The 22,414-nt window shown below is 73.3% G+C and carries 27 protein-coding genes; 3 read left to right on the forward strand and 24 right to left on the reverse strand.

The annotated features are described in order from the left end of the window. Nucleotide 1: 1 nt before the first annotated feature. Nucleotides 2-1,459 (reverse strand): MocR-like transcription factor YczR, encoded by a 1,458-nt coding sequence (gene yczR, locus O7605_RS00875; protein WP_269737453.1) that lies wholly within the window; start codon nucleotides 1,457-1,459, stop codon nucleotides 2-4. A 58-nt stretch (nucleotides 1,460-1,517) separates the two neighbouring features. On the opposite strand from yczR, the gene yczE reads away from it, so the two are divergent. Next, nucleotides 1,518-2,171, forward strand: coding sequence for a membrane protein YczE (yczE, locus tag O7605_RS00880; RefSeq protein ID WP_269737454.1), 654 nt, complete (start codon nucleotides 1,518-1,520; stop codon nucleotides 2,169-2,171). A 143-nt stretch (nucleotides 2,172-2,314) separates the two neighbouring features. Then, entirely contained in the window at nucleotides 2,315-2,776 is a 462-nt protein-coding gene (locus tag O7605_RS00885) for a hypothetical protein (RefSeq protein WP_269737455.1), read from the forward strand. A gap of 65 nt (nucleotides 2,777-2,841) precedes the next feature. Here O7605_RS00885 and hisF read toward each other — a convergent pair whose 3' ends face one another. Genes hisF through hisD form a run of 9 tightly spaced genes read right to left on the reverse strand, consistent with a single transcriptional unit; the run spans nucleotide 2,842 to nucleotide 9,739 of the window. After that, nucleotides 2,842-3,609 carry an imidazole glycerol phosphate synthase subunit HisF gene (gene hisF / locus O7605_RS00890; protein ID WP_269737456.1) on the reverse strand — a complete coding sequence of 256 codons (768 nt, stop codon included), beginning with the start codon at nucleotides 3,607-3,609 and terminating at the stop codon, nucleotides 2,842-2,844. Between the two features lie 56 nt (nucleotides 3,610-3,665). Next, nucleotides 3,666-4,664 carry an NADP-dependent oxidoreductase gene (locus tag O7605_RS00895; RefSeq protein WP_269737457.1) on the reverse strand — a complete coding sequence of 333 codons (999 nt, stop codon included), beginning with the start codon at nucleotides 4,662-4,664 and terminating at the stop codon, nucleotides 3,666-3,668. A 54-nt stretch (nucleotides 4,665-4,718) separates the two neighbouring features. Beyond that, nucleotides 4,719-5,444, reverse strand: a complete 726-nt coding sequence (gene priA / locus O7605_RS00900) for a bifunctional 1-(5-phosphoribosyl)-5-((5-phosphoribosylamino)methylideneamino)imidazole-4-carboxamide isomerase/phosphoribosylanthranilate isomerase PriA (protein ID WP_269737458.1) — start codon at nucleotides 5,442-5,444, stop codon at nucleotides 4,719-4,721. Between the two features lie 22 nt (nucleotides 5,445-5,466). Further along, a complete protein-coding gene (locus O7605_RS00905) occupies nucleotides 5,467-5,787 on the reverse strand; it encodes a hypothetical protein (RefSeq protein ID WP_164449172.1) in 321 nt (106 codons plus the stop codon). Nucleotides 5,788-5,817: 30 nt separating this feature from the next. Then, on the reverse strand, nucleotides 5,818-6,489 hold the full coding sequence (hisH, locus tag O7605_RS00910; RefSeq protein ID WP_269737459.1) for an imidazole glycerol phosphate synthase subunit HisH: 672 nt from the start codon (nucleotides 6,487-6,489) through the stop codon (nucleotides 5,818-5,820). Further along, on the reverse strand, nucleotides 6,486-6,659 hold the full coding sequence (locus tag O7605_RS00915) for a hypothetical protein (RefSeq protein WP_443083855.1): 174 nt from the start codon (nucleotides 6,657-6,659) through the stop codon (nucleotides 6,486-6,488). The genes hisH and O7605_RS00915 overlap by 4 nt, the downstream gene beginning before the upstream one ends. A gap of 34 nt (nucleotides 6,660-6,693) precedes the next feature. Beyond that, nucleotides 6,694-7,305: an imidazoleglycerol-phosphate dehydratase HisB gene (gene hisB / locus O7605_RS00920; protein ID WP_269737461.1), complete on the reverse strand. Its 612-nt coding sequence runs from the start codon at nucleotides 7,303-7,305 to the stop codon at nucleotides 6,694-6,696. Next, nucleotides 7,302-8,423 carry a histidinol-phosphate transaminase gene (locus tag O7605_RS00925; protein ID WP_269737462.1) on the reverse strand — a complete coding sequence of 374 codons (1,122 nt, stop codon included), beginning with the start codon at nucleotides 8,421-8,423 and terminating at the stop codon, nucleotides 7,302-7,304. Before O7605_RS00925 ends, hisB begins: the two co-directional genes overlap by 4 nt. Continuing rightward, nucleotides 8,420-9,739 (reverse strand): histidinol dehydrogenase, encoded by a 1,320-nt coding sequence (gene hisD, locus O7605_RS00930; protein WP_269737463.1) that lies wholly within the window; start codon nucleotides 9,737-9,739, stop codon nucleotides 8,420-8,422. Before hisD ends, O7605_RS00925 begins: the two co-directional genes overlap by 4 nt. 107 nt (nucleotides 9,740-9,846) lie before the next feature. Between hisD and O7605_RS00935 the strand changes: the two genes are divergently transcribed. Then, the gene (locus tag O7605_RS00935; RefSeq protein ID WP_269737464.1) at nucleotides 9,847-10,542 is read left to right on the forward strand and encodes an LON peptidase substrate-binding domain-containing protein; all 696 of its coding nucleotides are present in this window, start codon (nucleotides 9,847-9,849) and stop codon (nucleotides 10,540-10,542) included. Here the strand turns inward: O7605_RS00935 and O7605_RS00940 are convergent. The 14 genes from O7605_RS00940 to O7605_RS01005 form a co-directional block, all read right to left on the reverse strand. Beyond that, nucleotides 10,454-11,449: a DUF2567 domain-containing protein gene (locus O7605_RS00940; protein WP_332317101.1), complete on the reverse strand. Its 996-nt coding sequence runs from the start codon at nucleotides 11,447-11,449 to the stop codon at nucleotides 10,454-10,456. The two genes, O7605_RS00935 and O7605_RS00940, sit on opposite strands and share 89 nt — an antisense overlap. A gap of 82 nt (nucleotides 11,450-11,531) precedes the next feature. Then, the gene (locus O7605_RS00945) at nucleotides 11,532-12,956 is read right to left on the reverse strand and encodes a MinD/ParA family ATP-binding protein (protein WP_269737465.1); all 1,425 of its coding nucleotides are present in this window, start codon (nucleotides 12,954-12,956) and stop codon (nucleotides 11,532-11,534) included. Between the two features lie 96 nt (nucleotides 12,957-13,052). Continuing rightward, the gene (locus O7605_RS00950; protein ID WP_269737466.1) at nucleotides 13,053-14,111 is read right to left on the reverse strand and encodes a hypothetical protein; all 1,059 of its coding nucleotides are present in this window, start codon (nucleotides 14,109-14,111) and stop codon (nucleotides 13,053-13,055) included. 41 nt (nucleotides 14,112-14,152) lie between these two features. Beyond that, nucleotides 14,153-15,097, reverse strand: a complete 945-nt coding sequence (locus O7605_RS00955) for an RluA family pseudouridine synthase (RefSeq protein WP_269737467.1) — start codon at nucleotides 15,095-15,097, stop codon at nucleotides 14,153-14,155. Beyond that, nucleotides 15,094-15,774, reverse strand: coding sequence for a signal peptidase II (lspA, locus tag O7605_RS00960; protein ID WP_269737468.1), 681 nt, complete (start codon nucleotides 15,772-15,774; stop codon nucleotides 15,094-15,096). Before lspA ends, O7605_RS00955 begins: the two co-directional genes overlap by 4 nt. A 67-nt stretch (nucleotides 15,775-15,841) precedes the next feature. Continuing rightward, nucleotides 15,842-16,261 (reverse strand): TraR/DksA family transcriptional regulator, encoded by a 420-nt coding sequence (locus O7605_RS00965; RefSeq protein WP_164449180.1) that lies wholly within the window; start codon nucleotides 16,259-16,261, stop codon nucleotides 15,842-15,844. Nucleotides 16,262-16,492: 231 nt separating this feature from the next. Next, entirely contained in the window at nucleotides 16,493-16,798 is a 306-nt protein-coding gene (locus O7605_RS00970; RefSeq protein ID WP_269737469.1) for a DUF167 domain-containing protein, read from the reverse strand. Between the two features lie 10 nt (nucleotides 16,799-16,808). After that, entirely contained in the window at nucleotides 16,809-17,381 is a 573-nt protein-coding gene (locus O7605_RS00975) for a hypothetical protein (protein WP_269737470.1), read from the reverse strand. A 74-nt stretch (nucleotides 17,382-17,455) separates the two neighbouring features. After that, nucleotides 17,456-18,259: a DivIVA domain-containing protein gene (locus O7605_RS00980; RefSeq protein WP_093401139.1), complete on the reverse strand. Its 804-nt coding sequence runs from the start codon at nucleotides 18,257-18,259 to the stop codon at nucleotides 17,456-17,458. Nucleotides 18,260-18,303: 44 nt separating this feature from the next. After that, complete coding sequence (locus O7605_RS00985; RefSeq protein ID WP_093401140.1) at nucleotides 18,304-18,609, reverse strand: YggT family protein; 306 nt, start codon at nucleotides 18,607-18,609, stop codon at nucleotides 18,304-18,306. Between the two features lie 29 nt (nucleotides 18,610-18,638). After that, nucleotides 18,639-19,325 carry a cell division protein SepF gene (locus tag O7605_RS00990; protein WP_164449183.1) on the reverse strand — a complete coding sequence of 229 codons (687 nt, stop codon included), beginning with the start codon at nucleotides 19,323-19,325 and terminating at the stop codon, nucleotides 18,639-18,641. A 193-nt stretch (nucleotides 19,326-19,518) separates the two neighbouring features. Then, a complete protein-coding gene (locus O7605_RS00995; RefSeq protein ID WP_269737471.1) occupies nucleotides 19,519-20,268 on the reverse strand; it encodes a YggS family pyridoxal phosphate-dependent enzyme in 750 nt (249 codons plus the stop codon). A gap of 9 nt (nucleotides 20,269-20,277) precedes the next feature. Continuing rightward, nucleotides 20,278-21,393: a cell division protein FtsZ gene (gene ftsZ, locus O7605_RS01000; protein ID WP_164449185.1), complete on the reverse strand. Its 1,116-nt coding sequence runs from the start codon at nucleotides 21,391-21,393 to the stop codon at nucleotides 20,278-20,280. 240 nt (nucleotides 21,394-21,633) lie between these two features. Further along, the gene (locus tag O7605_RS01005) at nucleotides 21,634-22,413 is read right to left on the reverse strand and encodes a cell division protein FtsQ/DivIB (RefSeq protein WP_269738656.1); all 780 of its coding nucleotides are present in this window, start codon (nucleotides 22,411-22,413) and stop codon (nucleotides 21,634-21,636) included. Between the last annotated feature and the right edge of the window lies 1 nt (nucleotide 22,414).

Consider the following 22,414-nt stretch of genomic DNA (forward strand, 5'->3'; position numbering starts at 1 on the left):
TTCAGGCGATGACGCTCGGCTCCGACCAGCGGGTCTGCCCCGCCCGGTCCAGGTCGTAACGGACCGCCGCGATCCGCCCGACCGCCTCGACCAGGTCGGTGGCCGGCAGGGTGAACGGCAGCCGCAGGAAGCGCTCCAGCGTCCCGTCGAGGCCGAAGCGCGGGCCGGGCGCGAGGCGTACGCCAACCTCCTCGGCGGCCCGCGCCAGCGCGCTGGAGATCGGCCCGTCCAACTCGGCCCAGAGCGTCACCCCGCCGCGCGGCACGGTGACCCGCCACTCCGGCAGCCGGCTGGCCAGCGCGCCGAGCAACGCGTCACGCTGCACGGCCAGCTGCGCCCGCCGGGCGGCCACGATGTCCGGCGCGACCTTCAGCAGGTGCACCGCGACCAACTGGTCCAGCACGGGGCTGGACATGTCGACACCCACCCGCGCCGCGGCCAGCCGCTGCACCTGCGGCGCCGAGGTCCGGATCCAGCCGATCCGCAGCCCGCCCCAGAACGGCTTGCTCATGCCACCGACGCTCACCACCCGGGAGTGCCGGTCGAAGCTCGCGGTCGGCGGTGGCAGGTCGGTCCCGTCCAGCGGCAGGTCCACGAACGACTCGTCGATCACCAGGTCGGTGCCGACCTGGTGCGCGGTGGCCACCAGCCGTTCCCGTAGCTCGGCCGGCATCAGGTGCCCGGTCGGGTTCTGGAAGTCGGGGATCAGGTAACCGACGCGGGGTCGCACCTGCCGCAACGTGCCCAGCAGCAGGTCCGCGTCCCAGCCGTCGGCGTCGGTGGCCAGGCCGTACGTGGTGATCCGGGCCCGCCGGGCGGCCAGGGCCGCCAGCGCGTTCGGGTAGCTCGGCGACTCCACCAGGACCCCGCCGCCCGGCGCGAGCACCAACCGCAGCACCAGGTCCAGGGCGTGCTGCGTGCCGTTGGTGACCATGATCTGGTCGGGTGAGGTGGGCAGCCCCCGTTCGGTGTACCGCTGGGCGACCGCCTCCCGCAGCTCGATGATCCCGATCGGGTGGTACCCGGCGCCGTTGAGGTAGTGGGGCAGATCCTCGGCCGCCGCCCGGGCCGCCGGCAGCAGCTCGGGCGGGGCGGACAACGCCGCCACACCGAGGTCGAGCATGTCCCGGTCGTCCAGTGGGATCCACAGTCCGTTCGGTGCCACCCGGTGCGTACCGGGCAGCATCGTCCAGCTTCCGGCCCCCCGCCGGCTGGCCAGGTGTCCGCTGTCGCGCAGCTCGCGGTACGCGGCCGTGACGGTGGTACGGCTGACCCGCAGCGCCTCGGCCAGGTCCCGTTCGGCGGGCAGCCGCACGCCGAGGGGGAGCCGACCGTCGGCGAGCAGGCCGCGCACCGCGCCGGCCAACGCGGCATAGTCGGGGCTGCGTCGTCGACCCGGCAGGGCGTGCCACTGCCCGAGCAGGCGAGCCAATTGGACCCCACGCACCTGACTCACCATGGCCACTCCCCCGATATTGGCTCTATCGCAACGCCAATTGGCACCTAGAGTGGCATGCGTGGCAATGATTGGCAACCTCCGGCACCGGCCGGCACGACGGCTGACGCACCTGTTCGTCGGGCTCGTCATCTACGGCTTCAGCATGGCGCTGATGATCCGCTCCGGGCTCGGCCTGAACCCGTGGGACGTCTTCCACCAGGGGCTGTCCCGACTGACCGGCCTGAGCATGGGCACGGTGGTCATCGCGGTGGGCGCGCTGGTGCTGCTGGCCTGGATCCCGCTGCGCCAGCGCCCCGGCCTCGGCACCTTCGCCAACGTGGTGGTGATCGGCCTGGCGGTCGACGCGACCCTGGCCCTGCTACCCCCGGGGGGACCACTCGCGCTGCGGATCGTCCTGCTGATCGCCGGGATCGTGGGCAACGGCGCGGCCACCGCGCTCTACCTCGGCGCCCGACTCGGACCCGGCCCCCGGGACGGGTTGATGACCGGCCTGGTCGCCCGCCGTCCCGGCCGTTCGCTACGCCTGGTCCGCACCATCATCGAGGTCGGCGTGCTGGCCGTGGGCGCCGTGCTCGGCGGTACGGTCGGCATCGGCACCGTCGCCTACGCGCTGACCATCGGACCACTGGCCCAGCTGTTCCTGCCCCTGTTCGACGTCGCCGAACCGGAACCACCGAGGGTGGAACGGATCGAGCCGGCCCCGGCCACCTGACGAACACCCAGCGCCACGGACCCATACCGGATCGAGTCGATTCCGTCCACCCGCATCGACTGTCGGCAATCATGATGCCACTCACGGTCGCAGTGCGGCGGTCGGTGTTTTCCTGAAGCCGGGTCGCCCGGCAGAATCTCCGCATGGGGGACAACGCCTGGCGTCGTACCGACGCATGGATCTTCGTCTCGCTGGTGATCGCCAGCGGCGCCGGACGCCACCGACGGTCCACGACCACCCGCCGCCCCGAGGGAGTACGCCTGGCCGACGTGCTCTCCACGGCCGACCACCTCGACCGGAGCATCCCCGAACGGCACGACATCGAGGAGGCGATCCGCCGGTTGCTCGGTGCCGGGCTGGTCGACGTCTCCGACGGCTGGTTCCGGATCACCCCCGACGGCGAACACCTGTGGCGCTCCCGGCCCAGCGCCGGGCTGGCCACCACCGTCGACACGGTGCAGGGGGTGCTCAGCCGCCGGCACGCGCCGGGCACCGCGGACTGGCACCTCGACGAGCGGGAGCACGCCGCCGCCGTACAGGAATATCTGGTGCGCTCGATCCCGGCGCCCCGGCGCTCCCCCGAGGGACACTCCGGCCGCGGCTGACCGCCACGCCGTCGTCCGCCGCACGGCCGGGACGCGACCTGCCGGCAGCAGCGTCCCCGACGGTGTCAGCGCACCGGGTGGCCGGCGCCGCGCAGCACGTCCTTGACCTCCGCCACGGTCAGCTCCCCGAAGTGGAACACGCTGGCGGCCAGCACCGCGTCGGCGCCGGCGCCGATGGCCGGCGGGAAGTGCGCCGCCGCACCGGCGCCCCCGCTGGCCACCACCGGAACGTCGACGACCCGGCGTACCGCGCCGATGAGTTCCAGGTCGAAACCGGCCTTGGTGCCGTCGGCGTCCATCGAGTTGAGCAGGATCTCGCCCGCGCCCAACTCGGCGCCACGACGCGCCCACTGCACGGCGTCCAGCCCGGTGCCGCGCCGCCCGCCGTGGGTGGTCACCTCGAAGCCGCTTGCGGTGGTGCCCACCGCTGCCCGCCGCACGTCGAGCGAGAGCACCAGCACCTGCCGACCGAACCGCTCCGCGATCTCCGCGAGCAGTTCCGGACGCGCGATCGCCGCCGTGTTCACGCCGATCTTGTCGGCCCCCGCGCGCAGCAGGGTGTCCACGTCCGCCACCGTCCGCACCCCACCGCCGACGGTCAGCGGAATGAAGACCGACTCAGCGGTACGGCGGACCACGTCGAGCATGGTGCCCCGGTCACTGGACGAGGCGGTGACGTCGAGGAAGGTCAACTCGTCGGCACCCGCACGGTCGTACGCGGCGGCCAGCTCGACGGGGTCACCCGCGTCCCGCAGGTCGACGAAGTTGACGCCCTTGACCACCCGTCCCGCGTCCACGTCGAGACAGGGGATCACCCGTACCGCCACCGTCATGCGACGAGCCTATCGCCGCCCGGTACCCCACTCGATTCGACCGTGCACGCCGCCGGTCACAGCCGCACCAGCATCTTGCCGAGGTTCTCCCCCCGCAGCAGGCCGAGGAAGGCCGCCGGGGCGTTCTCCAGGCCGTCGACGATCGTCTCGTCGTAGGCGAGCGCGCCCTCGCGCAGCCACCCGGCGACCTCTCGCACGAACTGCTCCCGCAGGTGGCCGTGATCACTGACCAGGAAACCGCGCAGGGTCAGCCGCTTGCCGATCACCTGGGCCAGGTTGCGCGGAGCGGCCGGCGCCTCGGTGTCGTTGTACTGCGCGATCATGCCGCAGATCGCCGCCCGACCGTGCAGGTTCATCGACGAGATGGCCGCCTCCAGGTGCTCGCCACCGACGTTGTCGAAGTAGACGTCGACACCGTCGGGAGCGGCGGCCCGCAGCAGGTCGCGTACCGGGCCGTCGTGGTAGTCGAACGCGGCGTCGAAGCCGAGCGCCCGCAGCCGCTCGACCTTCGCCGCCGACCCGGCGCTGCCGACCACCCGACCCGCGCCGCGGAGCCGGGCGATCTGGCCGACCACGCTGCCCACCGCACCGGCCGCCCCGGAGACGAAGACCGTCTCACCCGGACGCATCGCGGCCACCTCCAGCAGCCCGGCGTACGCGGTCAGCCCGGTCATCCCGAGCACACCGAGGTAGGCGGTCACCGGCGCCAGATCCGGGTCGACCTTCCGGGCGGTCTTCGCCTCGACCAGCGCGTAGTCCCGCCAGCCGAGGCCGTGCAGCACCGTGTCGCCCGGGGCGAACCCGTCGGCGGAACCGCTCACCACCTCGCCGACCGCCCCGCCGTCGAGCGGCGCGTCCAGGGCGAACGGCGGCACGTAGGACCGCACGTCGTTCATCCGCCCGCGCATGTACGGGTCCACCGACATGTACCGGTTGCGCACCAGCAACTGCCCCGGACCGGGGGTGGGGATCTCGGCGGCGACGAGCCGGAAATTGTCCTCGGTGGGCCAGCCTTGCGGGCGGGCGGCCAACTGGATCTCACGGTTGGTGGGCACGGGAGCGTCCTTCCTCTGCGGGTCGGGCGGCGGCGCGGCCGGGCCGGATCCGGATCACGGGTTCGCGAGGACCGCCAGGGCCTCCGCCACGGTGAACGCCTCCGCGTAGAGCGCCTTGCCGGCGATGACCCCCTCCACGCCGACCGGTTCCAGGGTGGCCAGGGCCCGCAGGTCGTCCAGGGTGGAGACGCCGCCGGAGGCGATCACCGGGGCGTCGGTACGGGCGCACACCTCGCGCAGCAGGTCCAGGTTCGGTCCGCGCATGGTGCCGTCCTTGGTGATGTCGGTGACCACGTAGCGGGAGGCACCGGCCTTGTCGAGCCGCTCCAGCACCTCGTACAGGTCGCCGCCGTCGCGGGTCCAGCCCCGGGCCGCCAGGGTCCGGCCGCGCACGTCCAGCCCGATCGCCACCCGGTCGCCGTACTCCGCGCAGACCCGGTCGCACCACTGCGGGTCCTCCAGCGCGGCGGTGCCGATGTTCACCCGCTCGGCACCGGTGGCCAGCGCGGCGCGCAACGAGGCGTCGTCCCGGATGCCACCGGACAGTTCCACCCGTACGTCGAGACGGCGCACCACCTCGGCGAGCAGGTCGGCGTTGCTGCCCCGGCCGAACGCGGCGTCGAGATCGACCAGGTGGATCCACTCGGCACCGTCACGCTGCCACGCCAACGCGGCCTCCAGCGGGTCGCCGTAGGTGGTCTCGCTGCCCGCGGCGCCCTGCACGAGCCGGACGGCCTGGCCGTCGGCGACGTCCACGGCGGGCAACAGGGTGAGGCTCATGTGTCGGGTCCCTCTCGCATGGTCAACGGCGGTCCAGGGCGATCACCACGATCACCGGCAGGACGAGCAACAGCAGCAGGATCAGCCCGACCCGCAGCGCCAGGTCGGGCACGAACACCCAGATCAGGGTGATCGCGGCCAGGGTGAGCGCCACGATGGCGGCCCGCTCACCCTGGGAGTATCGGGGCAGCCGACCGGTGCGGCCACGACGCACCGTCGGCACCACCCGGCGGACCAGCGCCCGACGGCGTGCCCGGCGGGCGGCGGCGCGCTCCCGCAGCACCCGCTGCCGGGCCGCCTCCGCCTCCCGGGCCGCCCGGCGCTGGGCCCGTTCCCGGCTCACCGTGGCCCCCGGCGGGCGGCACCGGCCAACTCAGTCACCGGCGGGCACGGTGGCCAGCCAGTTGCGCAGCAACGCGGCACCGGTGTCGGCGGACTTCTCGGGGTGGAACTGGGCGGCCGACAGCGCACCGCGTTCCACCGCCGCGACGAAGTCACAGTCGTGGTGCGCCGTGGTCACCCGCGCGCCCGACGCGGTCAGCGCGGCCGGGTCGGCGACGGCGTACGAGTGGACGAAGTAGAACCGGCTGTCGGCGGGCAGGCCAGCGAAGAGCACCGAGCCGACCGGCGCCTGCACGGTGTTCCAGCCCATGTGCGGCAGCCGGGCGGCGGCGAGCCGGGTGACCGTGCCCGGCAGCAGGCCCAGTCCCTTGGTCACCACCCCGTGTTCGTCGCCGGACTCGAAGAGGATCTGCATGCCCACGCAGATGCCCAGTACCGGGCGGCCGGCGGCGACCCGCCCGGCGATCACCGGCCCGGCGCCGATCGCCTCGATGCCGGCCACGCACGCGGCGAAGGCGCCGACCCCGGGCACCACCAGGCCGTCGGCGTCGGCGGCGGCGGCGAGATCACCGGTGACCAGCACGTCGGCCCCGGCCGCGGCCAGGGCGCGCTCGGCGGAGCGCAGGTTGCCCGAGCCGTAGTCGAGAACCACGATCCGACGCCGTCCGCGTGGGGCCGTACCGCCCTCGGGCCGGCCGGTCATGACCCGTCCCCCGGCAGCAGCCAGAGCACACCCGCGGCGGTGGCCAGCACCGCCAGCAGCGCGGTGACGATCACCGCGCCGCGCGGCGCCCCCTGCCGGTGCAGGGACAGCGCCCCACCGACCAGCACCCCGGCCAGGATCAGCAGCAACGTGGGCAGGATGCCGCTCACCGGCGACACCCCCGCCGCACCGAACCCGCGCCGGTCACAACGCCCCCTTGGTGCTGGGAATCGCCCCGCCCGCCGTCGGGTCCACCGCGGTGGCCTCACGCAGCGCCCGGGACACCGCCTTGAACTGCGCCTCTACCACGTGGTGGGCGTCCGGGTGCCCGCCGGGGCGGGCCGCCCGCAACACGTCCACGTGCAGCGTGATCCGGGCCGCCTGACCGAAGGACTCCCAGATGTGCCGGGTCATGCTGGTCGGGTACACCGGGCCGATGTAGGGCGCCAGCGGCGGCTCGTCGTGCACCACGTACGGGCGTCCGGAGAGGTCGACGGCCGCCCGGACCAGCACCTCGTCCATCGGCACGGTGGCCGAGCCGTAGCGCCGGATGCCCGCCTTGTCGCCGAGCGCCTGGTCGAACGCGGCGCCGAGGGCCAGCGCGGTGTCCTCCATCGTGTGGTGCGCGTCGATCTCCAGGTCACCCACGGTGCGCACGGTCAGGTCGAAGCCACCGTGCCGGGCGATCTGGTGCAACATGTGGTCGTAGAAACCGACCCCGGTGCTGATCTCGGCCACTCCGGTGCCGTCGAGATCGATCTCGACCAGGACCTTGGTCTCCTTGGTGATCCGCTCCACCCGGGCGGTCCGGCTCATGATGTGCCTTTCGTCGGTAGCGGCTGCGGGGCGATCAACCCCTCGCGCTGGATATCGTGCACGGCGGCGAGGAAGGCGTCGGTCTCGGCCCGGGTGCCGGCGGTGACCCGCAGCCAGCCGGGCAGGCCCACGTCACGCACCAGCACGCCGCGCGCCAGCAGCGCCCGCCAGGCCACCGACTGGTCGCCGCCGACCTCGTACAACACGAAGTTGGCGTCGCTGTCGGCCACCCGCAGGCCACGACGGCGCAGCTCGGCGACGATGCGGTCCCGCTGCTCGGAGATCTCGGCGACCGTGCCGAGCAGGGCTTCACGGTGGGCCAACGCGGCCCGCGCGGCGGCCTGGGTGAGCGCGGAGAGGTGGTACGGCAGCCGGACCAGCTGCACCGCGGCCACCACCGCCGGATCGGCGGCCAGGTAGCCCAGCCGGCCACCGGCGAAGCCGAACGCCTTGCTCATCGTCCGGGTGACCACCAGCCGGGGATGACCGGGCAACACCGCGAGGGCGCTGACCGTGCCCGGCCGGGCGAACTCCGCGTACGCCTCATCGACCACCACCATCCCCGGGGCGACGTCGAGCACCGCACGGATCACCGTCGGGTCGAGCGCGGTGCCGGTGGGGTTGTTCGGCGAGCAGAGGAAGACCACGTCCGGGCGGTGCTCGCGGACCTGCGCGACCGCCTCGTCGGCGGTCAACCCGAAGTCGACCCCCCGGCGGGCCGGCACCCACCGGGTGCCCGTGCCGAGCGCCAGCAGCGGATGCATCGAGTACGCCGGGGTGAACCCGAGCGCACTGCGCCCCGGTCCGCCGAACGCCTGGAGCAGCTGCTGCTGGACCTCGTTGGAGCCGTTGGCCGCCCACACCCCGTCGGCGGTGAGCCCGTGGCCGAGATATTCGGCCAGGTCGGCACGCAACGCCAGCGCGTCCCGGTCGGGGTAACGGTTGAGATCGCGCAGCTCCGCGGTGAGGGCCTTGCCGATCGCCTCGGCCACCGCCTCCGGCACCGGGTGGGAGTTCTCGTTGGTGTTCAGCCGCACCGGCACGTCGAGCTGCGGCGCACCGTACGGCGACCGTCCCCGCAGGTCGTCACGGATCGGCAGGTCGTCCAGCCCGGTCATCCGGCGGCCCCGAACCGGGCGGTGACCGCCTGGCCGTGCGCCGGCAGGTCCTCGACGTTCGCCAGCGTCACCACGTGCCCGGCGACCTCCCGCAGCGCCTGCTCAGTGTACTCCACCACGTGCACGCCGCGCAGGAACGACTGCACCGACAGCCCGGACGAGTGCCGGGCGCAACCCCCGGTGGGCAGCACGTGGTTGGAGCCGGCGCAGTAGTCGCCCAGCGACACCGGCGAGTACGCGCCCACGAAGATCGCCCCGGCATTGCGTACCCGCATCGCCCACTGGCGGGCGTCGGCGGTCTGGATCTCCAGGTGCTCCGCCGCGTACGCGTCGACCACCCGCAACCCCGCCGCCAGGTCGTCGACGAGCACCACGCCGCTCTGCTCGCCGCCCAACGCGGTGCCGACCCGCTCGGCGTGCTTGGTCGCCGGCACCAGCCGGGCCAACTCCCGGTCCACCGCGTCGGCCAGCGCGAGCGACGGGGTGACCAGCACACTCGCCGCGAGGGGGTCGTGCTCGGCCTGGCTGATCAGGTCAGCGGCGACGTGCACCGGGTCGGCGGTGTCGTCGGCCAGGATCGCGATCTCGGTCGGCCCGGCCTCCGCGTCGATGCCGACCACCCCGCGCAGCAGCCGCTTCGCGGCGGTGACCCAGATGTTTCCCGGTCCGGTGATCATGTCCACCGGAGCGCAGTGCGCGCTGCCGGCGGCGTCGACGGCGCAGCCGTACGCCAGCATCGCCACGGCCTGGGCCCCACCGACCGCGTACACCTCGTCGACGCCGAGCAGCGCGCAGGCGGCGAGCACCCGTGGGTCGGGCAGGCCACCGTTGTCCTGCTGCGGCGGGCTGGCCACCACCAGCGACCGGACGCCGGCCGCCTGGGCGGGCACCACGTTCATCACCACGGTCGACGGGTACATCGCCAGCCCACCGGGAACGTAGAGGCCGACCCGGTCGACCGGGAGCCACCGCTCGGTGACCGTGCCGCCGGGCACGACCTGGGTGGTGTGGTCGACCCGTCGCTGATCCGCGTGCACCCGCCGGGCCCGGGCGATCGACTCCAGCAGCGCCGCCCGGACCTGGTCGTCAAGCGTGCCCTCCGCCGCCGCGATGGCCTCCGCCGGCACCCGCAGCACCTCCGGAGCCACCCCGTCGAACCGCTCGCTGGCCTCGCGGACCGCCGAGTAGCCATGCTCGCGCACCGCCGCGACGATCGGACGGATGCGCTCGACCGCCACGGAGACGTCGAGCTGGGCGCGAGGCAGCAGGTGGCGCGGGTCACGCGCACCACCGCGCAGGTCGATCCGGTTCAACACGCCTGCGAGTCTAGGCGGCCGTCCGCCGGGCCGACCGGCGCCGCCCGCTGTCCGGGACGGTGAGCCGGGACACGCCACCGCCCGCCGATCGGGCTAGGCTTGATCACGTGACCGAACGGCTACCGGTGTTCCCGCTCGCCACGGTGCTCTTTCCAGGGCTGGTACTGCCGCTGCACATCTTCGAGGAGCGTTACCGCGCGCTGGTCCGGCACCTGGTCGCGCTGCCCGACGGGGCACCACGCGAGTTCGGGGTGGTCGCCATCCGCAGCGGCTGGGAGGTCGCCTCCGCTGCCGGTCAGGAGATGTCCGGCGACGTCACCCTGCACGAGGTGGGCTGCACGGCCGAGCTGCGGCAGGTCACCGAGTTGGCGGACGGGGGCTTCGACATCGTCACCGTCGGGCGGCGACGGTTCCGGGTGGGCGAGGTCGACCGGAACTCCGCGCCCTACCTGACCGCCGAGGTGCAGTGGTTGCCCGAGCCGGACGGTCCGGACGAGGCCGCCGACCTGCTGGCGGCCCGGGTGATCGCCGTCTTCCGGCAGTACCTGGGCCTGATCCGGGCCGAGGCCGGGCAGCTGACCGAGCAGCTGCCCGAGGACCCGACGGTGCTGTCCCACCTGGTCGCCGCCACCGCGGCGTTGACGGTGACGGACCGCCAGCGGCTGCTCGCCATCGACGACACGGCGGCCCGGCTGCGTGCCGAGCTGCACCTGCTCAACCGCGAGGCGGCCCTGCTTCGCCAGGTGCGGGCGGTTCCGGTGCCGCTGGCGGAACTGGCCTCGCCGCCGCCGGCCCCGAACTGACCCCGTCCTCGCGCCCCGCCGGCCCGGAACCGGCGTCTTCTCCCGGTCCCGCCGGCGCGGAACCGGCGTCTCCCGCCGGCCCTGCGGGCACCGGCGCGGGCGCGGTGAGCCAGGTCACGTCCGGCTCCGGCTCCGGCCGCAGTGACGGCCACCGCGACCAGCCGGCGAGCAGGGTGTACGTCACCGCGGCGGCGAACGCCGGCAGCAGCACGTTGCCGTAGGGCAGCGGCAACACCCCGAGGAACAGCTCGATCCCGCCGGCCCGCAGGTCGGCCGGCTTGCTGAAGCGGGTGCCCTCCGGGGCGGTGTCCAGCAGCCGCTGGTAGCCGGCCAGACCGACCCGACGCCCCACCTGCCAGGCGACCAACGCGGCGGCGAGCGCACCGACCGCCGCGACGACCAGCCCGACCGGTCCCCGGTTCCGGCGCAGCAGGAACCACACGGCGAGCGCGGTGAGCACCCCGAAGGCCAACCCGAGCAGACTGAACCACCCGTCGGCGGCGATCGGCTGCTCCGGCTGCGCCAGGCCGTAGACTGCGCCGTCGCCGCTCCGGACGACCGGGGTGGCCGGCGCGACCGCCGCCCAGATCCACCCCAGCGGGGCCCCCAGCAGACCCAGCACCAACACCGTCGCCGCACCGACCGCCATCGTGCGGCCGAACCCGGCCGACCGTCCGGCGGTCGACCCGGTGGCCTCGGCGGACGACACGGCGGCCCCCGCCGCCGCGTCGATTGGCGACGCGACGCCCTCGGCGGCCGGCCCGGTGGCCGTCGGCCCGGTGTCCGACCCGGTGGGTGGCCCGACGGCGTCCGTCGCCGGCCGGCTGGTCGTCGGCTCGGTCGGCGACGGCGGGACGGCAGCCGGCGGCCGTGCGGGCGGTTCGGCGGCGGGGGTGCTCGGGCTCACCCGATGATCCTCGCAGCTACCGTCGTCGGTCGTACACCGTGTCGCGGCAGCAGCTCGCCGTGAGCCGCCCGGCACGCACCGGTCACCGGCCGAACGGCTCCAGCATCGCCGAGGCCGCCCGCAGCCAGGCCTGCCGGGTCTCGCCTTGGAGCTGGTGGTACTCGATCGACGAGCCGGTCTCCAGCGCCGGGTCGTACGGCACCACGGTCACCGCCCTGGTCCGGGTGGCGAAGTGCTTCTCCAGGTCGCTCTGCAACGGCAACCGGCCCGGGGTGGGGCAGGAGATCAGCGTGACGGCGTTGTCGGCCAGCTCGCCCATCCCCTCCTCGTGCAGCAGGTCGAGCATCCAGTCGGCGCTGAACGCCGCGTCCTCGCGGGGCACCGTGGTGACCACCAGCTGATCGGCCGCCTGCATGACGGTGCGCCAGTTCGGGCTCTCCACGTTGTTGCCGGTGTCCACACAGATCACGTCGTGGGTGCGACGCAGCAGCTCCAGCACCCGCTTGACGGTGAACTGGTCCAGTCGTTGGGCGAACCGGGGGCTCTCCTCACCGGCGAGCACGTCGTACGACCCGTCGGAGGCGTGCCGCAGGTAGTCGTCGAGGATCTCCAGCAGCTCGGCGCCCTCCCGGATCTCGATCTGGACGAGATCGGCGACCAGGTGTCGGATGGTGCGGGCATGCCGGGCGCTGCCGGCGCGCAGGCCGAGGGTGCCGCGTAGCTCGTTGTCGTCCCAGGCCAGCACACCACGGCCGCGTACGCTGCCGACGGTGGCCGCGGCCAGCACGGTGGCCGTGGTCTTGTGCACCCCGCCCTTCGGGTTGGCGAAGGCGATCACCCGGGGCGTGCCCAGGTCGCGACGGAGCACGGCGGCGGCCCGTTCGAGGTCGCTGCCGGCGCTCTGCGCCCGCCATTCGATCCGCCCGGGACGGCCGGCCACCGTCGCCGGTGGCGCCACGGCCGGCGGCGGGGCCACTGGTGCCACCGCCGGCAACTGTGCCGCCCGCGGCGGCGGGCTCGGCGGCGCCACGGCCGGCGGCGCCACCGCCGCCGAGTGCGGCTGGTAGCCACCGTTGTCCAGCAGGGCGTAGCGGGACTCCACCGGTGGCCCCGCGTGCCGGTAGCCGTTGTCCAACAGGGTGTACCGCGACTCGACCGGCTCCGGCCGGCGCGGCTCCGGCACCGCCGGGTACGGCGGCGGCCCCGGCTGCCCCCGGTACGGCTGGGCGGGAAGCGCCGGGTCGACCCGATAGGCCGGTTCGGCGCGGTACGCCGGCTCCTCGCCGTAGGACCGGTCCGCCGGCTGCCCGACGGCCGGTGCCCGGCCCGCGTAGCCGCTGCCCGGCCCCCGCCGCGGCAACGGCTCAGGCGACGGTGCCGGCTCCTCACCCCGCCGCTCGGCCGGCGGCTCCGCGCCGCGACCGCCGAGGCGGGCTCGGTCGAGCAGCGCCCGCCACCGCGGTGCCGGTTCGGCGGGCCGTCCCCAACCGGTCTCGCTGCCCTCCACGGATCGCCTCCCCAGCGCTTCGGTCTCCGTCTGACAGGCTACGAACGAAAGCCTACTGAGGCCACACCGGGCGGCACCCGGATCTGTCGACAACCGTCACGGTGTCGGCTCCGGATCACCCGTGTCGGCGGTGTCTGCCGAGGTGGACGGCGTCCCTGCCGACGCCCTGGGTGCCGGCGGGGGTGGCGACGGCGACGGTGACGAATCCGTCACCCGCGGCGGTGCCGGCGAGCGGTCCGCCACCGTCGGCTCGGCCACGGTCGGCACCGGCACGGACGGACCGCCGGTGGTGGTGGTGACCCCGGTGGGGGTGGCGACCGGGGTGGCGCTCGGGATCGGTTCCGGTGTGGCCGTCCGGTCGACCGGCGGCCGCACGACGTCCCGCTGCTCGGGCAGCGGTGGAGTGAACACCGTCCGTTCCAACCGCCGGACCTCGGGCGCGGGATCCACCACCCGCACCCCGGACCGGGCCGCCACACCCCGCAGCTTCGCCGGCTCGGCGCGTACCACCAGGGCGTAGAGGCAGGCGCACTCGGCCCGGAACGCGGCCGCCTCCGCCGCCGCGACCTGGGCACCGCTGAGGTACAGGCCGCGCAGTTCGCGTTCGGTCGGTCCACCACCGCCCAGCGCGGTGGCCCGGGCGCGGTAGTCGGCCGCCTCCCGCTCCTTGCGCTCGGCAAGCTTGATCATCCCGGCGGTCACGTCCTCCGGCACCCGCTGTGCCGGGATGCGGACGATCTCGGTCTGCCGCTGCGGCAGCGGCACGCGTCCGAACACCACCGCGACCCCCACGTCACCGACCACCGCGGCGAGCCGGTCCGGGGTGAGGTACTCGGTGAGCGAGACCAGGGCGTACGTGCCGTCACCGAGCGAGCCGGCCAACGCGGCCAGGTCGGCCGCCGCAGTCGCCTCGTAACGGGGGATCGAGTCACCCTCGACCACGCCCACCCGGGTCACCTCGCCGACCGTGCGGTCCGGCACCGGCGGACCACCGGTGGCCAGCACGGCCGTGGCCAGCACCGCGGTGCACGACAACATCGCCACCCACCCGAGCAGCGGCGTGTGGCCCGGGCCGTTACCCAGCCGGGTCACCGTGGCGGCGAGGCGGGGCAGCAGTCGCTGGTCCAACTTCCGCAGCAGATCGCCGGCGCGCACGGGCGGTCCCCTCGTCAGTCGGTCGGAACGGGCGGGACGCGTCAGTCGCGGAGGAGTTCCAACGCGCGTCCCAGATCGTCAGGGTAGTCGCTGACGAAGCGGACCTCGTCCCCCGTACGGGGGTGCTCGAAGCTCAACTCTCTGGCGTGCAACCACTGCCGGTCCAGTCCGAGCCGGGCGGCGAGTGTCGGATCGGCTCCGTACGTGAGGTCACCCACGCACGGATGCCGCAGCGTCGAGAAGTGCACCCGGATCTGGTGGGTCCGGCCGGTCTCCAGCCGCACGTCGACCAGGCTCGCGGACGGAAAAGCCTCGATCGTGTCGTAGTGGGTGACACTCGGTTTGCCACCGGAGACCACCGCCCAGCGGTAGTCGTGGTGCGGATGCCGGTCGATCGGCGCGTCGACGGTGCCGCGCAGCGGGTCCAGGTGCCCCTGCACCACCGCGTGGTAGCGCTTCTCCACCTCGCGGTACTTGAAGGCGCGTTTCAGCACGCTGTACGCCTGCTCGCTCTTGGCCACCACCATGACGCCGGTGGTGCCGACGTCGAGGCGGTGCACGACGCCCTGACGCTCGGCGGCACCGCTGGTGGCGATCGTGTGCCCGATGGCGGCGAGCCCGCCGATCACGGTCGGGCCGGTCCAGCCGGGGCTGGGGTGCGCGGCCACGCCGACCGGCTTGTCCACCACCACGATGTCGTCGTCGGCGTACACCACCCGCAGGCCGGGCACCGCCCGGGGCACCACCACCGGTGCGGTGGCCGGTGCGGGCAGCGTCACCTCCAGCCAGGAACCCGCCCGCACCTTGTGCGAGTTGGGACGTACCGCGCCGTCCACGAGTGCCTCTCCGGCGTCGACGAGCGCGGCGGCGGCGGTGCGGGACAGCCCGAACAACCGGGCGACGGCCTGGTCCAGTCGCATCCCGTCAAGTCCGTCGGGTACCGGCAGGCTGCGCTGGTCGCCACCGGCGGCGTAGGTGGCCGTCACGCCCGCTCCCGCCGTCCGCCGTCGGTGTCGCCCTGGTCCCCGGCCGCGGCGGGCTGCCGGGCGGTGGTGTCCTCGCCCGTCGGTGTGTCGGCCCGGTCGGTGCCACCCGCTCTGTCGTCGGCCTGCGCCCGGGTGCCGTCACGCTGGCGGCCGGTGAACTCCAGCCCGACGGCGAGCAGCACGCCGCAGACCAGGGCGCTGTCGGCGACGTTGAAGATCGGGAACACCCGGCCGTACGGGTCGAAGACGCTGAACATGTCGACCACGTGTCCGACGAACCAGCCCGGGGCCCGGAAGATCCGGTCGATCAGATTGCCGACGACCCCGCCGACCACCAGACCCAGCGCGACCGCCCAGGGAACCGAGCGCAGCGTCCGCGCCATCCAGGCGATCCAGGCCAGCACCCCGATCGCGATGATCGGGAAGATGAAGGTGTAGTCCTTGCCGAGACTCCACGCGGCCCCGCTGTTGCGGGTCAGCGACAGGTAGAGAGCCCCGCCGAGCAGCCGCACCGGCTCGCGGTCGCCGAGTTCCTGGAGCGACAGGTGCTTGGTCAGCAGGTCGACGGCCACCGCGAACACCGCGAGCGAGAGCAGGATCGTGACGGACCGGCGCCGCGATCTCGTGGCTCTGCCCGACCCGTCGATGCCGGATCCCGCTTGCGGTGCTGCGCTCATCTGCTCCCCATCGGCTGTCGCGGCGGTGCGGTCGCACCGCCGCGGGCGGACGCCGGGGAGCGTGCCGTCAGCGCCGCTCCTCCAGCTGCTTGCAGGTCACGCAGAGGGTGGCGGACGGGAACGCGGCCAGCCGCTCCACCGGGATGGGGTTGCCGCATCGCTCGCACCAGCCGTAGCCACCCTCGTCGAGGCGCTCGAGAGCGCGCTCGACCTGCGTGATCCGTTCCAGGATGCTGTTGGCGAGGGAGATCTCCTGCTCCCGCTCGAACGTCTTGGTCCCGGTGTCGGCCTGGTCGTCCCCGGCCGAGTCGGTGAGGCGGTCGCGCTGCAGCTCGGTGATCTCGCTCAGCGTCTGATCGTACTCGGCACGCAGTTCCTCGTGCCGGGCCGCCAACGCGGCTCGGATCTTCTCGGTCTCCGCGGCGCTGCGGGTGGACTTCGCCGCCGGCTTGCGGCCTGCGGTCCTGGTGTCGGCTGGCTTGGCCATCGTCGCTCCCTCGGCCACGGAGCCGCGGTGAGTCCGCGACGCCTCGACAGGGGCCGCCAGCATCGGCCGCCCCAGGTACAAAACGGGCGCGCGGCGACGGGGCCGCGCACTCCGGAGGTTGGCAAGGATACGGAACGTAAAGGCGTCCGACAACGTGCCGCACCGCAACGCCCGATCCGCCCCGGCAACTGCCAATTCGGGGCAAAGGGAACGCTAGCAGATGACCGCCACTCACCCGGCCGGTTCCGGGCCGTCGCGCAGCTGGCTCAGCCGCTCGATCAGATCCGGCCCGGTCGGCGTGACCAGGAAGAGCTTGTCTCTGCTCGCCGCGCCGGCGCGCAGCGACACGGTGGCCGGCCGGATGCCGAGCGCGGCGGCCAACGCGCGCCGGGCCGCCTCGGTGGCCCGGCCGTCAGCCGCCGGGGGATGCACCGCGATCACCAGAGCGGGCCCGTGCGGACCGTCGAATCGGCCGCCCACCCGGGCCCGGGAGACGCCCGGCTTCACCCGCACGGCAATGGTGAGCGCGTCGTCCATCAGACCCGGCTCAGCGGCGTTCGGAATCCGCCAGCAACACCGCGTCCGGCGTGCAGTGGGCGCAGGGGGTGAAGCCGAGTTCGACGGCCTCCGCGACGGGCAGCGGCTCGTGCTCCCGGCCGACCAGGTGCGGGCACTCGACGAGGTGGTACCGCGGCCGACCGTCGACGACCCGCACCTCGTCCACCAGACGGGCGATGCGAGCCGCCTGCGCAGCGCTGGTCTCCTCGGCCGCTGGTTCGTCGTCGTACCCGTCGGCGACGCGCGACCGCTCGCGTGGCTCGGTCACCGGCGAGCCGGGTGGTTGCCGCCACCCGGCATCGCCGGTGTCCACGTCTGCCGAGGTCTGCTGGGTCGGAATGCTCGGCTCCCGGCCGTCACCGTCGAGACGCGCCGAGCCAGCCGGCGTGCCGCTGGGAACCGTGGCCCGGCCGGCCGCCTGGCGGGCGCCGGCGACGAGTGCCACGGCGGCCAGCAGGCTGGCCCCGATCGACACGACGAGCAGCAGGCTGGAGCCACCGGCCAGGCCGAAGACCAGCAGCACCACCGCGACGAGGATGAGCGCGAGACTGATGACTATCATGGCTCACCCTCGCCGTGTCGTACCGATGAGGCGGGCCAGGTGATCGCCGCGCCGGCGGCAGTCACCGACCCGGTTCAGCGACCGGCCTCGAGCGCGCCGGAGCGACCCCCGCCGTACGACCCGGCGAGACCGGCCGCAGCCAGCCCGTTGCCGGCGGCCCGGGCACCCTCGCCGCGGGTCATCTCGGCCTCCAGGCCCTGACCACGACCGTCGAGGTCACGCAGCTGGCTCTCCAGGTACGCCTTGAGCCGGGTGCGGTACTCCCGCTCGAACTGCTTGAGCTCCTCGATGTGCTTCTGCAACGCGGTGCGCTTGGCGTCCAGGCCGCCCATGGCCTCCTGGTGCCGCTGCCGGGCGTCGCGCTCCAGCGCGTCGGCCTTGGCGCGGGCCTCGCGGGTGACCTCCTCGGCCTTGGAGCGGGCCTCGGAGAGCAGCTGGTCGGCCTCGCGGCGCGCGTCGGAGACGTGGTCGTCGGCGGTGCGCTGGGCCATCATGAGCACCCGCAGCGCCTGCTGCTCGCCGTCCGGGCCGGCCACGGCGCCGCCGACACCGACGGAGCGGACCTGCTCCAGCTCGGCCTGCATGGCGCGGGCGGCCTGCTCGGCTGCGGCCTTGTCGCGCTGCACCCGGTCGAGCTGGGCCTTGACGTCGTTCAGCTCGGCCGCCAGGCGGGCGTCGCCGCCGGGGCCGGCCGGGGCACCGCCCCGTCCCCCGCGCTCCACCTGGGCGCGCAGTTCGTTGTTCTCCTCGATCAGACGGGCGAGTTCGCGCTCGACCTCATCCAGGAAGGCGTCGACCTCCTCCTCGTCGTAGCCCCGCTTGCCGATCGGCGGCTTCTTGAAGGCGACGTTGTGGACGTCGGCCGGGGTCAGCGGCATCGAAACTCCTCGGGTCAGTTGCGGCCGCGATAGCGCGTCGGTCATCAGGCGGTCCTGATGATCGCCGGCTCTAACACAAACCTCATCAGCACGAACAGGATAACCAGGAGCACAAGGGAGGCCAGGTCGATGCTCACGGTACCAATTCGCAGCGGAGGGATCACACGCCTCAACGCCCGGAGTGGGGGATCAGTGACGCTCCACACGGATTCCAGTCCGGCTGACGCTCCCCGACCGGGCTGCCAGCGGCGGCCGTACTGCAACACCGCGCTCAGTACGAAACGGGCCAGAAGAACGATCAGGAAGACATACGTGGTCAGGTAGAGGACCTGTAGCAAGATCGACAACACGGCAGGCGGCGTCCCTCGGGTCGGGCGGGTCAACTCAGGCTGAAGAACCCGCCCTCAGCGATCTTGGCCTTGTCCTCCGCGGTGACCTGGACATTGGCCGGTGAGAGCAGGAACACCCGGTTGGTCACGCGCTCGATCGTACCGCGCAGCCCGAACGCCAACCCGGCGGCGAAGTCCACCAGACGGCGGGCATCCGCCTCATCCATCTCGGTGAGGTTGATGATCACAGGCACCCCGTCGCGGAAGTGTTCGCCGATCGTGCGCGCCTCGCGGTACGTGGTGGGGTGCAGCGTGGTGATCTGGTAACGCTGCTCCTCCTCCGGCACCAGCGCACGCTCACGCGGCTGCACCTGCGGCGCGAGGGCGAGGTTGTCCCGGGTGTGGTAGGTCAGCGCGCCGGACGGCTCGCCAGTGGACCGGGTGATCGACCGGACGCTGGACCGCTCGGTGCGCTCCGGACGCTCGGACTCCAGCCGCTCGGCCTCACCCAGTCGGGCCGACCGCTCGCTCAGCCGACCACGCTCACCCAGCCGTGGCCGAGGCGCCGGCGGCTCCTCCGGCTCGTCCTCCTCGTCGGCGAACTCCTCGGTGTACCGGCTCTGCCGGTAGCGCGACTCCCGGTAGCCACCCTTGTCGTAGCCACCGTCGTCGTAGGCCCGCTCGTCGTCCTCTTCGACCAGTCCGAGCCAGACCCCCGCCTTGCGCAGTGCACCCATCCCCGCGCCCTTCCCGTCCGCCGTGCGGCACACGCCCCCGACGTGTCGCCTGTCGCGAGTGGACCATCCCTGCCCACCGGACCGGAACGGCAATCCCCCGACGCGCAATTCGCGTTGCACGTCACGCCCCCCGTCGCCGGGAAGGCCGTTCCCACAAACAACACTGATGTAATTTGCTTCCCTCGCGGCCAGGCTACCGCAGCGTGGGACGCATTCCGAGCAACGCGCTGCCGACGCGGACAAGTGTCGCGCCGTGTCCGATCGCCGCTTCCAGGTCGCCACTCATGCCGGCGGACAGCTCCGTCGCCTGCGGATGGTCCGCCCGCACCAGCGCCGCCACCGTCGCCAGCCGGGCGAAGGCCCGCTCCGGCTCCCAGCCCAGCGGTGCCACCGCCATCAGGCCGGCCAGCCGCAACCCGCCGGCCGCGGCGACCGCCTCGGTGACCGCGCCGAGGCCGACATCGGGATCGGCCGAGTCCGGCACGGCACCGCCCCGCGCCGCGTCACCGTCGATGCTCACCTGCACCAACACGTCCAGCGGCCGGTCCCGGCCGAGGGCGCTGACGCCGGTGTCCAACGCTGACGCCAACCGGACGCTGTCGACGGACTGGACCACGTCCGCGTACCGCAGCACCGACTTGACCTTGTTGCGCTGCAACCGGCCGACGAAGTGCCAGCGCGGGGTGAGCCCGGCGGCGGCGACCTGTGCCGCCTTGCCCGCCGCCTCCTGGTCGCGATTCTCCCCCACGTCGGTCACACCGAGGCCGACCAACGTCACCACATCGTCGGCGGGGTAGGTCTTGGTCACCGCGATCATGGTCACCTCGGCCCGGTCGCGGCCCGCGGCCGCGCAGGCGTCGGCGATGCGGGAGCGTACGCGGGCGAGCCCGGCGGCGAGCTCCGCGCGCCGGTCGGCTCTCGCCGGGGCTTGGCTGTCGGTCATCGGCGGTGTTCAGGACCCGTTCTTCAGGAAGTCGGGCACGTCCACGTCGTCGAAGAGCACCCGACGCGGCGACTGCGGCGTGGCCGGAGGCGTCGGCGACGGCACGATCGGCGTGCTCGGCGGGGCGGACTGGTTCTGGTTCGACTTACGGGGTGCCTCGGCCGCCTTGTACGCCGGAGTACCCCCGTCGAAGCCCGCCGCGATCACGGTGACCCGCACCTCGTCGCCGAGCGCGTCGTCGATGACCGCACCGAAGATGATGTTCGCGTCCGGGTGCGCCGCGTCGGTGACCAGCTGGGCCGCGTCGTTGATCTCGAACAGACCGAGATCGGAGCCACCGGCGATGGAGAGCAGCACGCCACGCGCGCCGTCCATGCTCTGCTCCAGCAACGGGCTGGAGATGGCGGCCTCGGCGGCCTCGACCGCGCGGTTCTCGCCCCGGGCGCTACCGATGCCCATCAGTGCGCTACCCGCGCCGCTCATCACGCTCTTGACGTCGGCGAAGTCCAGGTTGATCAGACCCGGCGTGGTGATCAGGTCGGTGATGCCCTGGACACCGGAGAGCAGCACCTGGTCCGCCGTGCGGAAGGCGTCCATCATGCTGATGTTGCGGTCACCCAGCGCCAGCAGCCGGTCGTTGGGAATGACGATCAAGGTGTCGCACTGGTTCCGCAGCTCGTCGATGCCGGCCTCGGCCTGCACCTGACGGCGCTTGCCCTCGAAGGAGAAGGGGCGGGTGACCACACCGATGGTCAGCGCACCGAGCTTGCGGGCGATGTTCGCCACCACGGGCGCGCCACCGGTCCCGGTACCGCCGCCCTCACCGCAGGTGACGAAGACCATGTCGGCTCCCTTGAGGACCTCCTCGATCTCGTCGCGATGGTCCTCGGCGGCGTTCTTGCCGACGTCCGGGTTGGCGCCGGCGCCCAGACCCCGGGTCAGTTCGCGACCGACGTCGAGCTTGACGTCGGCGTCGCTCATCAGCAGCGCCTGGGCGTCCGTGTTGATCGCGATGAACTCGACGCCCTTGAGCCCAACCTCGATCATCCGGTTGACGGCGTTGACGCCGCCACCCCCGATGCCGACGACCTTGATGACCGCCAGGTAGTTGTGCGGAGGTGTCATCTCCGGTCCTTTCCCTTCGAGATTGGCTACTCCCCGACCGGCTACGGCCTGGCCGGACCGACGGTCGACGCAGCTACCACCACCGAGGTCGAGAGGTAAACCCTCACCCTCTACTAGAGGGTTAGAGTTATGTCAACCACTGATCCCCTTCGGGGCAACGTAAGCGCAGCCGAGCGATGAGCCAAGGACCTTTCCGGCGTGTCGCCGGGGTAGCGAGACGGCTCACCACTGACCGGTGGCTCACCGGAAGGTGACCACATCCGGCGCGCTCACGTCGATCCGGGCCGCGTCCTGGTCGAGCAGCGCGGTGGCCACCCGCGCCTTGTCCGCGCCACGGGTCGCGTCACCCCAGAACACCGTGCGATCGTCGTGCAGCCGCAGGCTGATCCGGGCCAACCCCTCGACCCTGATCTCGACCAGCTGGTCGAGCAGCTCCGGAGTGAGCACACCGAGCACGTCGAGCCCGGCCCGGGTGTCCGGGTCGTCCGGACCGGGCGCGGCCACCCGTACCAGTGGCAGGCCGTCCGGGCGCTGCGGAACCGTCCGGAACACCACCCCGGCGGCGTCGATGACCGCGAACCGCTCCCCGAGCGGCACCACCGCCGCCCCCGTGCGCTCGGTCAGCCGTACCACCAACGCGTCCGGCCAGTCCCGGGTGACGGTGACCCGTTCCACCGGCGGCAGCGCACCGATCCGGCCGGCCAACGCGGCCAGGTCCACCCGCGCCAGCGGGGCACCGTCCGGCACCCCCGCCGCGTCCCGCACCTGCACCGCCGTCACCAGTTCGGCGCCCTCCACCCGCACCTCGCGTACCCCGAACAAACCGGTGCCCAGCAGCGTCCACGCCACCAGCCCGGCCACCGCGACCACGCCACCGGCCACCGCCCAGGGCAGCGCCGCGCGCATCCGGCGCTGCCGGGCCCGGGCCATGAACCGCCGGGTGGAGGCGGGTACCGCATCGCTGCCCGCGCGTACCAGCTGCCACCGGCGCACCGGGCGACGCCCCGCGGCACCGTCCACA

This window comes from Verrucosispora sp. WMMA2121 (genome assembly GCF_027460185.1).
Taxonomy (GTDB): Bacteria; Actinomycetota; Actinomycetes; order Mycobacteriales; family Micromonosporaceae; genus Micromonospora; species Micromonospora palythoicola.

Coding starts and splice junctions, on each gene's coding strand:
- O7605_RS00975 (WP_269737470.1), bottom strand. CDS start 17,381: ATGATAGTCATCAGTCTCGCGCTCATCCTCGTCGCGGTGGTGCTGCTG.
- O7605_RS00995 (WP_269737471.1), bottom strand. CDS start 20,268: ATGACCGACAGCCAAGCCCCGGCGAGAGCCGACCGGCGCGCGGAGCTC.
- O7605_RS00965 (WP_164449180.1), bottom strand. CDS start 16,261: ATGGCCAAGCCAGCCGACACCAGGACCGCAGGCCGCAAGCCGGCGGCG.
- hisB (WP_269737461.1), bottom strand. CDS start 7,305: ATGAGCCGGACCGCCCGGGTGGAGCGGATCACCAAGGAGACCAAGGTC.
- O7605_RS00925 (WP_269737462.1), bottom strand. CDS start 8,423: ATGACCGGGCTGGACGACCTGCCGATCCGTGACGACCTGCGGGGACGG.
- O7605_RS00990 (WP_164449183.1), bottom strand. CDS start 19,325: ATGGGTGCACTGCGCAAGGCGGGGGTCTGGCTCGGACTGGTCGAAGAG.
- priA (WP_269737458.1), bottom strand. CDS start 5,444: ATGAGCCTCACCCTGTTGCCCGCCGTGGACGTCGCCGACGGCCAGGCC.
- hisF (WP_269737456.1), bottom strand. CDS start 3,609: ATGACGGTGGCGGTACGGGTGATCCCCTGTCTCGACGTGGACGCGGGA.
- hisH (WP_269737459.1), bottom strand. CDS start 6,489: ATGACCGGCCGGCCCGAGGGCGGTACGGCCCCACGCGGACGGCGTCGG.
- ftsZ (WP_164449185.1), bottom strand. CDS start 21,393: ATGACACCTCCGCACAACTACCTGGCGGTCATCAAGGTCGTCGGCATC.
- lspA (WP_269737468.1), bottom strand. CDS start 15,774: ATGAGCGCAGCACCGCAAGCGGGATCCGGCATCGACGGGTCGGGCAGA.
- yczR (WP_269737453.1), bottom strand. CDS start 1,459: ATGGTGAGTCAGGTGCGTGGGGTCCAATTGGCTCGCCTGCTCGGGCAG.
- O7605_RS00970 (WP_269737469.1), bottom strand. CDS start 16,798: ATGGACGACGCGCTCACCATTGCCGTGCGGGTGAAGCCGGGCGTCTCC.
- O7605_RS00885 (WP_269737455.1), top strand. CDS start 2,315: ATGGGGGACAACGCCTGGCGTCGTACCGACGCATGGATCTTCGTCTCG.
- O7605_RS00980 (WP_093401139.1), bottom strand. CDS start 18,259: ATGCCGCTGACCCCGGCCGACGTCCACAACGTCGCCTTCAAGAAGCCG.